This window comes from Kitasatospora sp. NBC_00315, from assembly GCF_041435095.1.
GTDB lineage: Bacteria > Actinomycetota > Actinomycetes > Streptomycetales > Streptomycetaceae > Kitasatospora.
The window spans coordinates 3,473,615-3,486,549 of record NZ_CP108025.1 but is presented as its reverse complement, the minus strand read 5'-3'; the positions used below and the strand labels follow the sequence as shown (position 1 = coordinate 3,486,549).

General features: G+C 73.5%; 11 protein-coding genes and 1 tRNA gene. 10 read left to right on the top strand and 2 right to left on the bottom strand.

Translation table 11 applies throughout. From position 1 onward, the window contains the following. The first annotated feature begins 57 nt into the window (after positions 1-57). The 4 genes from OG823_RS14005 to OG823_RS13990 all read left to right on the top strand — a co-directional run bounded on the left by OG823_RS14005 (position 58) and on the right by OG823_RS13990 (position 6,170). Positions 58-1,638 (top strand): WXG100 family type VII secretion target, encoded by a 1,581-nt coding sequence (locus tag OG823_RS14005; RefSeq protein WP_371479847.1) that lies wholly within the window; start codon positions 58-60, stop codon positions 1,636-1,638. A gap of 100 nt (positions 1,639-1,738) precedes the next feature. Then, positions 1,739-3,292: a type VII secretion-associated serine protease mycosin gene (gene mycP, locus OG823_RS14000; RefSeq protein ID WP_371479845.1), complete on the top strand. Its 1,554-nt coding sequence runs from the start codon at positions 1,739-1,741 to the stop codon at positions 3,290-3,292. Positions 3,293-3,466: 174 nt separating this feature from the next. Beyond that, entirely contained in the window at positions 3,467-3,889 is a 423-nt protein-coding gene (locus tag OG823_RS13995; RefSeq protein WP_371479844.1) for a hypothetical protein, read from the top strand. A gap of 415 nt (positions 3,890-4,304) precedes the next feature. After that, complete coding sequence (locus tag OG823_RS13990) at positions 4,305-6,170, top strand: ATP-binding protein (protein WP_371479843.1); 1,866 nt, start codon at positions 4,305-4,307, stop codon at positions 6,168-6,170. 136 nt (positions 6,171-6,306) lie between these two features. Here the strand turns inward: OG823_RS13990 and OG823_RS13985 are convergent, their stop codons facing one another. Beyond that, entirely contained in the window at positions 6,307-6,903 is a 597-nt protein-coding gene (locus tag OG823_RS13985) for a flavodoxin family protein (protein ID WP_371479842.1), read from the bottom strand. A gap of 132 nt (positions 6,904-7,035) precedes the next feature. Between OG823_RS13985 and OG823_RS13980 the strand changes: the two genes are divergently transcribed. The 5 genes from OG823_RS13980 (at position 7,036) to OG823_RS13960 (ending at position 11,245) form a co-directional block, all read left to right on the top strand. Further along, positions 7,036-7,551 carry a winged helix-turn-helix transcriptional regulator gene (locus tag OG823_RS13980; RefSeq protein ID WP_371479841.1) on the top strand — a complete coding sequence of 172 codons (516 nt, stop codon included), beginning with the start codon at positions 7,036-7,038 and terminating at the stop codon, positions 7,549-7,551. Between the two features lie 111 nt (positions 7,552-7,662). Beyond that, positions 7,663-7,738 (top strand) — tRNA-Thr (locus OG823_RS13975). Between the two features lie 238 nt (positions 7,739-7,976). Beyond that, entirely contained in the window at positions 7,977-8,645 is a 669-nt protein-coding gene (locus OG823_RS13970) for a LuxR C-terminal-related transcriptional regulator (RefSeq protein WP_371479840.1), read from the top strand. A 266-nt stretch (positions 8,646-8,911) separates the two neighbouring features. Then, positions 8,912-9,907, top strand: a complete 996-nt coding sequence (gene galE / locus OG823_RS13965) for a UDP-glucose 4-epimerase GalE (protein ID WP_371484468.1) — start codon at positions 8,912-8,914, stop codon at positions 9,905-9,907. Positions 9,908-10,303: 396 nt separating this feature from the next. Beyond that, entirely contained in the window at positions 10,304-11,245 is a 942-nt protein-coding gene (locus OG823_RS13960; protein WP_371479839.1) for a LuxR C-terminal-related transcriptional regulator, read from the top strand. A 140-nt stretch (positions 11,246-11,385) separates the two neighbouring features. Here OG823_RS13960 and OG823_RS13955 read toward each other — a convergent pair whose 3' ends face one another. Next, a complete protein-coding gene (locus OG823_RS13955) occupies positions 11,386-11,883 on the bottom strand; it encodes a MarR family winged helix-turn-helix transcriptional regulator (protein WP_073924928.1) in 498 nt (165 codons plus the stop codon). A 110-nt stretch (positions 11,884-11,993) separates the two neighbouring features. Between OG823_RS13955 and OG823_RS13950 the strand changes: the two genes are divergently transcribed. Then, positions 11,994-12,821 (top strand): methyltransferase domain-containing protein, encoded by an 828-nt coding sequence (locus OG823_RS13950; RefSeq protein ID WP_371479838.1) that lies wholly within the window; start codon positions 11,994-11,996, stop codon positions 12,819-12,821. Positions 12,822-12,935 lie beyond the last annotated feature (114 nt).

The following is a 12,935-nucleotide window of genomic DNA, read 5'->3' as shown; positions in this document are numbered from 1 at the left end:
CAGTCGACTCACTGACACGGGGAGCATGTGATGGCAGGCGGTACGAACTTCGAGAGCATGGATCACGCCAGTCTCAAGGCCATGATCGAGCACTCGGACCCGACCCGGGTCTCCGCACAGGGCAGCCACATCTCCAGCGCGGCCACGGCCCTGGAGGAGATCAGCCAGACCCTCGCGGCCCACCTCCGCTACCTGGAGTGGGAGGGCGAGGCGGCCGACAGCTTCCGGCAGTTCGCCACGAAGGTCCACACCACCGCCGACACGCTCAGCGGTGTGTCGAAGACCACCGGCTCGGCCATCGAGCAGGTGGGAGCGGCGCTCTCCAACGCCAAGACCGGCATTCCCGACGTTCCGCAGTCGGACATCCAGGCGGTCGCCAAGCACAAGTCGCAGCCGACCGGCCTGGTCAAGGGCGCGGGTACAGTCCTTGGCTTCGCCACCGGCGGGTTCCTCGGCGGCGCGGTCGGCGGGACCGCGGCCGACAAGGCGGCCAACCTGGTCGACTCCGACTGGGTGACGGACGCGGAGGCGCAGGCCGCCCAGAAGCGGGTCGAAGGCGCGCACCAGGAAGCCATCCACCAGATGGAGAAGCTGGCGCAGACGTACCAGATGGCGACGACCCAGCTGAATGCGTTGGATCTTCCGATGCCGCCGAGCAACAACAACCCTAGTGACGGATCGGTGGACGTCCCGGTCGGTTCGGGTGGATCAGGATCGGGAACCGGCGGTGGAGGCGGCGGCTCCCGGGGCGTCGCGCCGGTTCCGGTCGGCGGTGGCGGTGGCAACTGGTCCCCCAGCACACCGTCCGGGCCGGGCCCCAGTACTCCGTGGCAGCCGGCGCCGGTTCCCTCGCCGACGCCCACTCCGGTCCCCAATCCGGGCCACCAGCCCCCGGTGACGACCCTTCCCTACCCGACCACCACGCCGCCCCCGCACACCGGTCTGGACAGCCTGCCGCCCAGCACGGTGGGGCCCGGCCCGACCGGTTCGATCTACCCGGGCGGCATCACTCCCGGTGGCGGCGGTGGAGGCAACGCCGGCATCCCCGGGGGTGGCGGCGGTGGCGGCTACGTACCGGGCGGTGGTGGCTACATTCCCGGTGGCGGGTTCGGAGGTACCGGCGGTAGGACCGGCACCGGGACGACCGGTACCGGGGGCTCCGGAAGTATTCCCGGGCGCTCGGGGACGGGCGGAGCCGGGGCCGGTACCAACAACACCTTCGGCGCCAAGGAGGGTCAGACCGCCGGGCGCTCCGGTGCCGCGGGCGGGATGGGCGGCGGCGGAATGCCGGGTGGCGGTGGTGCCGGCGGTGGTGCGGGCGGTGCCGGTGGAGCGCGGGGGCGCGGCCTGACCACGACGACCGGTGGCACGGTCGGCGGCCGCAAGGGACCGGCCGCTGCCGGGGAGTACACCCCCGGTGGCACGGGCCTGCGCAGCCGTGCCGGTGCGGCCGGCGGTGCCGGTGGCGCGGCCGGTGCCGGTGCCAACGGCCGCGGTGGTCAGGGCGGAATGCCGGGCGGCGCGGGCGGCGCGGGCAAGAAGGAGCGCGAGCGCCGCAACCGTGCCGACTACCTGCACGAGGACGAAGAGACGTGGACGGATGGAACTCCGCGCAGCAATCCGAACGTGATTGAGTAAGGCCGGACCACCTGCCCGGTCACGAGGTGACCTCGTGACCGGGCAGACCTGTCCGGGGACACGGCCCCGGGCCACGGGGAGACTGACGAGGGAGCATGTGATGCGGCGGACGAACGCGGGAACGCGGGGGCGGCGGTTCGCCGCGGCACTGCTTGCTGCTGGTGTGGTGGCCGGGCTGGCCGCCTCTCCGGCTGCGGCAGTCGACTCGATCCGGGACCAGCAGTGGCACCTGGACAGTATGAAGGCGCCCGATATGTGGCAGACCAGTAAGGGCGCGGGGGTGACGGTCGCTGTGATTGACAGCGGAGTCAAGCTGGACCACCCCGACCTGGTGGGTCAGTTGTTGCCGGGTAAGGATTTCAGTGGCCTTTCAGGCGGAGTCGGCGACGATAAGATCGGCCACGGGACGGGCATCGCAGGGATTATTGCAGCAACGGGCAAAGGTTTGGGCGGTAAAGGTGCTGTCGGATTGGCACCTGAAGCTAGGATTCTTCCGGTGAAGACGCAGAACAATGCGAACTCGGTTGCCGGGATCAGTAACTCCGACTTCTTGAAGCAGATCGACCAGGCCATCATTTATGCGGCTGACCAGGGCGCCAAGGTCATTAATATCTCGCAGGGCGGCAGTGGCTTCTCGGATGCCGATATTGCCGAGCTACGAGCTGCGGTCGCGCATGCAGCCTCCAAGGGTGCTCTGGTGGTAGCCGCCGCTGGCAACGAAGCTCAGAGCGGAAACCCAGTTGAGTATCCAGCTGCCCTCCCAACGGTGGTTGCTGTCGGCGCAGTCGACCGTAATGGCGTCGTGACGGACGAGTCGGAGCGCGGAAGCCAGCTTGATCTCGCAGCGCCCGGCGTTGACATCTATCGTCCCTGCACTGGTTCGTCGGGCTACTGCAAGTCGCACGGCTCAAGCGACGCCGCCGCCCTCGTCTCCGCCTCCGCCGCCCTTCTCTGGTCGGTCCACCCCGACTGGTCCGCCAACCAGATCCTGCGCGTCCTGATCAACACCGCCGGCAAGCCGAGCGACGGCTCCGCCCGCTCGGATGCGCTCGGCTACGGCATCGTCCGCCCCCGCATCGCGCTGACCACCCCGGGCGACCCCGGCCCGGCGAACGTCAGCCCGCTGGCGGACGACGCGAGTTCGACGCCCACCGGCGCTGCGAGCGGTCCGGCTCAGACGACGGCCACGCCGCAGTCCCCGGCCGCTTCCGCTCCGGCCACCGGGGATGCTCCCGTCACCGTGCCGAACCATGACGCGGAAAACAAGAAGTCGGGCTCCAACACGCTGTTGATCGTCGGCGGATCGGTGGTCGGCCTGGCGGTGCTGATCGGTGTGGTGGTCGCGGTGGTGATCTCCCGTCGGCGGTCGGCCGCCCCGGCTGCCCCGGCCGCGCCCGGAGCGGGGCCCGTGCCCGTCGGCGCGCCCCCGGCGTACCCCGCGCCGTCGCAGCCGCAGTACGGACAGCAGTTCGGCCAGCAGTACCCGCCGCAGCCCGGTGCGGGCGCTCCGCCGCAGTACGGTCGGCCGCCGCACCAGTCCCAGCCGCAGCAGCCCGCTCCGGACGCACCGACGCAGTCCGCCCGCCCGGGGACCCCGCCGCCCTCGTACGGCCCGCCCGGGAACCCGCCGCAGCACAACCCGTACAACCAGTAGGCCCGCCGCACCCCTCACGGGTGGCCGCCGGAGGCCCGGTGACGCGCATGCCGCGTCACCGGGCCTCCGGCGTTTCCGGCGTCGGGTCCGGCCGGCCGACGGCTGCCGGAGTGATCGCGCACTCGGGGCCGCGTCCGGGCCGTGTTGTCGCACCTCGCCGCTAGCGTCGGACGCATGGAAGAGATCCGATCGCTGCCCGCGCGCCCCACCGCCGAGTGGCGCCGCCGGCGGGCCCGGGACGAGGCCGCCGTGGCGGCCGGGACGCTCGACCCGGCGCAGGCGTACGCGGCACAGCTGTATCCCGACTCGATGATCGCGAGCACCGACGGCGTCCTCGCGGCGTACGAGGGGGAGGTGGGCGGTGCGGCGGCCGGCCGGGCGGACGCTGATCTTCTCGCGGCGGTCGAGCGCGTGGTGGTGGCCCTCAACGCGGTCAACGAGGAGCACCACGGGGCCGCCTACGAGACGGAGGAGCGGGAGCTGCTCTGCGACCACGTCGACGCCGTGCTGGTCGCGGCCGGAGTGGACGTCACGGGGCTCGCCGCACGCCAGGGCATCGGCCGGCACGAGATCACCGACAGGTGGCGCGACTGGTAGGCGTACGCGGGCGGCCCACGAGCCCCTCCGCACGCCCGGCTGCGGTGGAGCCCGGCGGTCCACGAGCTCGGCGGTCCACGAGCCAGGCGGTCGCGGGGCGGGGCGCCGGGGCGTGTCGGCCCCGCCGGTGCTTCGGCCCCGCTACCGGTCCGGTCCGGCGGCTGCCACTAGGCTGACCGGAAGAACGATCAGCTTTCGGTCCGTCAGGAACGGCGCGCTGAGCCGCATGAACTCGGACCGCCCCACCGGACCTGTCCGGACCCCGCGCGAGGTGCGGCGGAGCCGTGCGCCCCGCCGCCGGTGCGACCGCACCGCGACGGCGCGCCGCACCGCGACGGCCCGGCGTACCGTGACGGCGCGGCGGACGGCCCGATCGCCCTGCTGGACGGCCCCATCGCACCGAGGGAGAAGCCGCATGACCGGCCCGACCACCGCCCGCCACCGGCCGCATCCGCACGTCGGCGGGCGGGCTGTGGCCCTGCGTGACCTGGCCGCGTGGCGGGACGGCGCGCCGGGGGCGCCCAGGGTGCTGCTGCTGACCGGCGCCCCGGGTAGCGGACGGTCGAGACTGGCCGCCGGGTTCCTGATGCTCTGCGATCCGGTGGCCCGGGCCCGGATCGACCTCACCGTGCTGGACCCGGCGACCGTGCCGTCGGCCGGGCTGCCCGCGCCGCTGGTGTTCGGCGCCGCCGGGCTCACCTCGGAGCAGTTGCTGCTGCGGGTCGGCGACCGCCTCGCCCCGGGGGCCCGGCTCACCGCCGAGGTGTACGAGGGGTTCGCCGCGCTGGCGGAGGACGACCCGGCCGCCGTCGTCGTCACCGACCTGGACCGAGCGGGTGCGCCACGGGTGCGGGACGAGGCCGGCCGGGCCACCCGGTCGGTGCTCAGCCCGCTCGCGCAGTCCCCCGGCGTACGGTTGCTGGCCGATCTGCCCCGTCCGCTGGCGCACTGGCTGGCCGACGAACTGCCGCCCGAACAGGTCAGGATCATCGACCTGGACGAGCCGCCGTGGGCCGACCTCCCGGGCCTGGCCCTCCAAGCCGTCCACGGCCTGGGCGGCGCCCGGCGCCCCTTCGCCCCCACGCCGGCCGACCTGGAGCGGCTCGCCGCCGAGCTGGCCCGCACCGCACGCAACGCGCTGGTCGTCCGGCTGGCCGCCCGGTCGCTGCGGGTCACCCCCGAGGCCGGCCCGCCGAAGTGCCCGTCGGACGTAGCCCAGGCGCTCGACCTGCACGCCGAACGCTGCGCCGCCGACGAACTGACGCTCCGCCGCCTGCTCACCCCGCTCGCGCTCGCCGGCGACGACGCCGCCCTGCCGCTGACGCTCTGGGGCCCGCTCGCCTCGGCGGTGGCCGGCCGCGACCTCACCGACGCCCTGCTGGACGGCCAGATCCTGCTGGCGCCCTTCATCGAGCCGGCCGATCCGGCGGAGCCGTCCGAGATCCGGCTGCTGCATCCCGCGGTCGGCGCCGAGCTGCGAACCCGTCTGCACAGCACGGCCGTCGAGGCCCATCGTCGGCTCACCCAGGCCCTGTTGGACACCGTTCCGGTGGGTGGTCCCGACCGCTGGACCAGGGCCGATCCGTACGTCCACGCGCAGCTGACCGGTCACGCCCTGGCGGCGGGCCGGCTGCCCGAGCTGCTGGCCGACCCGGGCTTCGTGCTGCACGCACCCCAGGTCGCGCTGCGCACCGCGGCCGAACACCTCTCCCGTTCCGGCGTGGACCTGCCGCCGCTCGCCCGGACCTGGCTGCGCCTGGCCCCGCTGTTCACCCGCACCGGGGCCGGGCCGGCCGAGCGGGCCGGACTGCTCGAACACGCCGCCCACCGGGACGGTCTGCCGACCCTGGACCTGGGCCCCGGCCTGCCCTGGCACACCCTCTGGTGGCAGCCGCTCCCGGAGGTCACCGCCCTCAGCGCGGCGTACACCCCGGACGGCGCACCCGCCGTGATCGCCGAGCTGCCGGCGGCCGAGGGCAGCACCCTGCTGGCCTTCGACGCCCGTACCGGCGCGCCGGTCGCCGACCCGGCGACGGTGGTCCGGCCCGGCCAAGGGCAGCGCGCCGCCGCCCGGTACGAGCTCGGCGCGGAGCCGGACGGGGTACGGATCCTGGCCCGCGCCGGCGTGGGCCAGGGCGCGGGCGAGGTGGTGGCCGTCTTCCGTTCGCCCGGCCCGTCGCCGGCCGCCGACGTCAGCCCGGAGGGCGTTCTGCTGCTCGCGGACCCCTCCGGCATCGGCGCCCTGCGCATCACGGCCGGCGGGGAGCCCGGGCAGCACTGAGCGGCGAGTCCACGCCGGGGTGCACCGATCGGGTGGTCGCACATCGGGTGGTCACGGACGGACACGTCACCGACTGCGAACACGTCCGCAGGGCCTGCCGTCGGCGGGCCCTGCGGACGTTCGGGGAGTGCCCGGATCAGCCGGCCAGGACGGCCCGGCCCGCCAGCACGATCGCGGTGTGCCGGGCGACCCGGTCGCCGAGGTGCTCGGCGGTGGCGATGTCGGACTTGTGCACGGTCTCCGGGCCGCCGTCGGACGGGGTGGAGGCGCTCGCGCCGGTGAAGAAGCCCAGGCGGTTGAGGTCGTTCTCGCTGCCGGTGCTGGAGTTCCAACCGGGCTTGAGGCCGAGGTTCACCCAGTGCATGCCGTGCTGGGCGGCCAGGGTCTGGAAGAAGCTCAGGGTGCCGGCCTTGTCGCCGCTCTTGGACGCCGAGTTGGTGAAACCGGCGGCGATCTTGTTGATCCACGCGTCGCTGAACCAGCGCTTGCTGCTGGCCTCACCGAAGGCGTGGAAGGCACCGGAGGCGGTGCCCATGTAGGTCGGCGAGCCGAAGACGATCGCGTCGGCGGCGTCCAGCTGGGCCCACTGCTCCTCGGTGATGGCGTCCACGGCCACCGTGACGACGGTGGCGCCGGCCGCCTCGGCGCCACGGGCTACGGCTTCGGCGATGACGGCGGTGTGGCCGTAGCCGGAGTGGAAGGCGATGGCGACGGTCGGACGGATGGCGGTCATGACGGAGTGACTCCCGGGTCGGAAGGGCAGGGCGTGGGGCCGAGCGTTCGCTCCGCTCGTGGTCTCCAATATAGACCAAGTCTCTGCTGGTTACCAAGTAGGGATTCGAGACCGCGGGGGTACCCTGGGGTCATGACCATCCAGGAGCGGCCGTCGGCCATCGCCGGGCAGGAAGCCGTGGAGCGGAACGCCGCCGGGCCGCGGGCCGTGGCGTGCGAAGCCGGCGGTGTGCAGGCCCAGGAGCAGGAGCTCGACGTCCTCGGGCAGCGCTGCCCGAGCCGGAGCATGTTCGCGGAGCTGGCCGACAAGTGGTCACTGCTGATCCTCATGAGCCTCGGCGAGTCCGGCGAACAGCGCTTCTCCGAGCTGCAGCGGGGCGTCGGCGGCGTCAGTCGCAAGATGCTCACCCAGTCGCTGCGGACCTTGGAGCGGCACGGTCTGGTGCGTCGCACGGTGCACCCGCAGACCCCGCCCAGGGTCGTCTACAGCCTGCTGCCGCCCGGGCGCGAGCTGGCCGCGCTGGTCGCTCCGCTCGGCCGCTGGACCGAGCTCAACACTCCGCTGATGCTGGCCGCCCGGGAGGGCTTCGACCGGGAGCGCGACACCGGGTGCGCGGACGGGGACGCCGCTCGGGAGGAGCCCCGCTAGCCCTCCCGGGGGACGTCCTCCGGGAGGGCCGCTGGGCGTTCCGAGCGGGCCGGTCCCGGATTTCACTTTCCGGCCGAAGACCATGTACTGTCTTCCTTGTTCGACCGGTTCGCCCCTATAGCTCAGTCGGTAGAGCGTCTCCATGGTAAGGAGAAGGTCTGCGGTTCGATTCCGCATGGGGGCTCCAAGTGAAAGACCCTCGCCAATGGCGAGGGTCTTTTTCGTGCGCCCGGCAACGACGTTGAGGTGCGCGCACCCTGGCGCAACCGGTGCCGATGCGCTCTGATGGGGCGTCACAGGCGGGCCCCGGCGGCGCGCCCGGTGGCGAAGGCACCCGGGCGGCACGGCGCCGCGCGGGCCGCCGGCTCCGCCGACCGGACCGGGCCCGCCCGACGGGTACGGCCGGATGGGACTGGGAGGACGCCGTGGGCGTTCGGCTCGTGGTGGTCGACGACCGCCGGTTGCTGGCGGAGGCGCTCGCCACCGCCCTGCAACTGCGCGGGCACCGGGTGTTGGCGGTCGGTTCGCCGGCCGGCGCCGCGCTGGAGCTGGTGGTGGGCCGGCGCCCCGAGGTCTGTCTTCTCGGTATCGCCCGGCCGGGTGATGCGGGCGCCTTCGAGATGCTCCGGCGGATCCGTCGGGAGCGCCCCGAGGTGCCGGTGATCATCCTCGGTCCGATGGGCGAACTGCACGGCGTGGCGGCGGCGTTCGCGGCCGGTGCGGCCGGATACATCCGTAGTGACGAGCGGATAGAGGTGGTGGAGCGGGCCGTCTCGCGGGTGCGCGGCGGCGAGGCCGCGGTGACGGCCGAACTGCTCCGGGGCGTGTTCGAACAGCTGCTGAGACCGCCCGCCGAACCGGACGACGAATCGGTACGGCTGCTGCGCCTGCTGACCCGTCGTGAGGTCCAGGTTCTGGTGAGGATCGTGGAGGGCGAGGACACCCGGGCGATCGCGGGCGGTATGGGAATCGCCGCCAGCACGGCCCGCACCCACGTGCAGCGGGTGCTGACGAAGCTCGGCGCGCGGACCAGGCTGGAGGCGGCCGCCGTGGCGGCCAGGACCGGCCTGCTGGAACGGATGGCCCGCGGCTGACCCGCCCGCCGCCTCCGCCGTCCGCGGCCACCCTCCGCGGCCACCCTCCCGCCGTCCGCCCGTCCTCCGCCGGTCCCCCCGTGCGGCCGCCCTCCCGCCTGCTCCGGTGCCGTGCCCGTGGGCCCGGGACGGCCTGCCTGTGGGCCCGGGGCGGGGTGCCCGCGGACCGGGGGACAATGGCCCTGCACCGGGAGCAACCGGTCTGGAAGCGTTCATCGACGATGTGTCGCCGAGGCGGCGGCAGGTCGGCTGCGGGAGGTCGCGTCATGAGTAAGTACCTGGTCACCGGTGGTGCCGGTTATGTGGGCAGTGTGGTGGGTGCCCATCTGCTGGAGGCGGGCCACGAGGTGGTGGTTCTGGACGATCTTTCGACGGGTTTCCGTGCGGGTGTGCCGGCGGGTGCGGTGTTCGTGCAGGGGCGGATCCAGGATGCGGGGGAGGTGTTGGACGGGTCCTTCGACGGGGTGTTGCATTTCGCGGCGTCGTCGCAGGTGGGTGAGTCGGTGCAGGATCCGGAGAAGTACTGGCGCAACAACGTGGCGGGTTCGCTGGAGTTGGTCGCGGCGATGCGTGGGGCGGGTGTGCGCAGGTTGGTGTTCTCCTCGACGGCGGCGGTGTACGGGGAGCCGGAGGTGGTGCCGATCGGGGAGGGTGCGCGGACGTCGCCGACGAACACCTATGGTGCGACGAAGTTGGCGGTGGACCACCTGATCACGAGTGAGGCGGTGGCGCACGGTCTGGCGGCGGTGAGTCTTCGCTACTTCAACGTGGCGGGTGCGTATGCGTCGGTGTCGGGTGCGGTGTACGGGGAGCGGCATGATCCGGAGTCGCATCTGATTCCGTTGGTGTTCCAGGCGGCGTTGGGTCAGCGGGAGCACATCGCGGTGTACGGGGACGACTATCCGACGCCGGACGGTACGTGTGTTCGTGACTACATCCATGTGGCGGATCTGGCGCAGGCCCATCTGCTGGCGTTGGAGGTGGCGCGGGCGGGTGAGCACCTGATCTGCAATCTGGGCAACGGGAGTGGTTTCTCGGTTCGGGAGGTGATCGACGCGGTGCGGCGGGTGACGGGTCGGGAGATCCCGGTGGTGACGGCGGGGCGTCGGGCGGGGGATCCGGCCGTTCTGGTCGCGTCGGCGGAGCGGGCCCACCGGGAGCTGGGGTGGACTCCGCGTCGTCCCGATCTGGACGCGATCGTCTCCGACGCCTGGGAGTTCGCTCTGGCGCGTGCCGCGGCCACCGCCACCGCCACCGCCTGACCCGGGACACCACCGCCTGACCCGGGGCACCACCGAGGGCCCCGCACAACCGACGGGCCGAACAGCACCGACGGGCCGAACAGCACCGACGGGCCGAACAGCGCCGACGGACCGAACAGCACCGACGGACCCCGGGCACCGGCCCGCGCCGCACCCACCGCTCCGCAGCGGTACGGCGCGGCGCGGACCGGCCCCGGGGGACCGACACCTTCGCCTGACCCGGGCGACTCCGAGCAGCGGGTCTTCGGGCCGCGACGATCCAGGCGTGCGGGTATCGAACGCCCAACTCCCCACGATCTGACGAAACTTCACCAAACCACCACCGATCGTGCCCCCACCCCCGTACGCTGATTCCGCTGGTGGATGGGTCCGGTGCCGTAGCACAGGGGAGTCACGATGGGGCGGATCCGTGTGCTGGTGGTCGACGACCACCGGATCTTCGCCGAGGCGCTGTCCGCGGCCCTCGCGGCCGAGCCCGACGTCGAGGTCGGGGCCGCAGGAAGTGCCGGCGCCGCCGAGCGCGCTCTGGAGCGCGCCGCCCGGGAGGGCCGGCCCTTCGACGTCGTCCTCGTCGACGCCGACCTCGGGGCGCCCGACTCCCAGTCGTCCGCCCGTCGACCCCGCCCGGGGGGCGTCGCGGGCCCCGTCGGAGAGCCCCCGGCCACCGTCTCCCCGCTGCCCGCGGCCCGCCGCCCGGCCCTGCCGGTGCCCGCGGCCGTCCCCACGGCGGCGGCGCCCTACGCCGACCGCGTGGTGGACCAACCGGGCGAGAACGGTGGTCCGCCGCCCGACGGCATCACCCTGCTGGCCCGCGTGCGGCGCAACCACCCCCGGCTGCGCGCCGTCGTCCTCGCCGCCGACGACGATCCCCGCCGCGCGGCCCGCGCCCTGCACGCCGGAGCCTGCGGCTGGGTCGCCAAGGACAGCTCCCTCGCCCGGCTCACCGCCGTCATCCGCGGTGTCCTGCGGGACGAGACCCACCTCCCGCCCGCTCTGCTGACCGCCGTCATCCGGGAACTCACCACCGCCCGGCGCGACCGCACCGAGAGTGAGCGCCTGGTCGACACCCTCACCCCGCGCGAGAAGCAGATCCTCCGGTGCATGACCGCCGGTCTCGGTCGCCAGGCGACCGCCGAACGGCTCTACCTCTCCCCGCACACCGTTCGCACCCACATGCAGAACGTGCTCGGCAAGCTCGGGGTGCACTCCACGCTCGCCGCCGTCGCGGTCGCCCGCCGGGCGGGCGTCGGCCCCGCCGACCCCACTCCCCGTACGGATCAGGCCCCGCGTACGGCTCCGCCGCCCGTCGTCTCGGCCGCCGGGCCCGGTGCGGGTTGATCTCCGTCGCCCGCCCCGCCCGGCACCCGCCGGAACGCGGGCACGGTGGCAGCACCGGCGGACCGGGCGGGTGGACCGGGTCGGTGGAACGGGTCGGTGAAGCGGGTCGGTGGAACGGGTCGGGCGGGAAGCCGGTACGGTCAGCCCGGGACGTTGTCGAAGGGCGCGACCAGCTGCCGCAGCAGCCCGGCCAGTTCGCCCTGCTGACCGGCGGAGAGTTCGGCGAGCAGGGCCCGCTCGTGCGCCAGCAGGCCGGCCAGCGCCTGGTCGGCGCGGTCCCGGCCGTCGTCGGTGAGGCGGACCAGTACACCCCGGCGGTCGTCCGGATCGGGCAGCCGCTTGACCAGGCCCTTGCCGGTGAGGCGGTCGATCCGGTTGGTCATCGTGCCGGAGGTCACCAGGGTCTGGGTCAGCAGCTGACCGGGGGAGAGCTGGTACGGCGAACCGGCGCGCCGAAGGGCCGTCAGGACGTCGAACTCCCACGGCTCCAGGCCGTGCTCGGCGAAAGCCGTGCGGCGGGCCCGGTCCAGGTGTCTGGCGAGCCGGCTGACCCGACTGAGCACCTCAAGTGGTTCCACGTCGAGGTCGGGGCGCTCACGGCGCCATGCTGCGACCAGGCGGTCGACCTCGTCCTCCATGTCGATCAGTGTATCGGGGGATGTGTCGATGTGAAGTCTCTTGACGTCGAGAAATGTAAAGGACATGCTGCCCTTGGATATCTTGATGTCGAGATACTTTGGAGGCCGTCATGAGGTCCACTCCGAGCCCCGCCCAGCAGCCCGAGCCGGGCACGGTCCACTGGGACCCGGCCCAGTACCTGCGCTTCGCCGACGAACGGACCAGGCCGCTGCACGACCTCCTGGCCAGGGTCCCCGCCCTCCCGCACGAACCGGCGCCCACCGTCCTCGACATCGGCTGCGGACCGGGAAACTCCACCGCCGTGCTGCGCCGCCGCTGGCCGGGGGGCCGCCTCACCGGCATCGACAGCTCCCCCGAGATGCTCGCCACCGCCCGCGCGGAGGGCGAACCCACCGCCGACTACCTGCTGGCCGACGCCCGCGGCTACGACCCCGCGGACGCCCGGCCCGACCTCGTCGTCAGCAACGCCACCCTCCAGTGGGTCGACGGGCACCTCGACCTGCTGCCCCGCTGGGCCGCCGCGCTGAAGCCCGGCGCCGTCCTCGCGTTCCAGGTCCCCGGCAACTTCGACGCGCCCAGTCACACGCTGCTCGCCGGTCTGCGCCGCAGCCCCCGCTGGCGCGACCTCCTCGGAGGCGACGCCACCCGTGCGGGCGTCCACCGCCCCGAGACCTACCTGGACGCGCTCGCCGGTGCCCACTGCACCCCCGACGTCTGGGAAACCACCTACCTGACCCTGCTCGCCGGCCCCGACCCCGTCCTGGAATGGGTCAAGGGGACCGCCCTGCGCCCCGTCCTGGGCCGGCTCGCCGCACCCGAGGACCGGGCCGCCTTCCTCGCCGAGTACGGCGCGCTGCTGCGTGAGGCCTATCCGGCCGGCCCGCACGGGACGGTCTTCCCGTTCCGCCGGATCTTCGCCGTCGCGGTCCGGTACTGAGCCGGTAACGGGCCTCCCGGTCCGGTACCGAGCCTCCCGGCCGGCGCCGGGCGCTGTCGTCCCCACGTTCGGGCGCTGTCGCACCTGCGTCCGGGCGCCGCCGTACCCACGTCC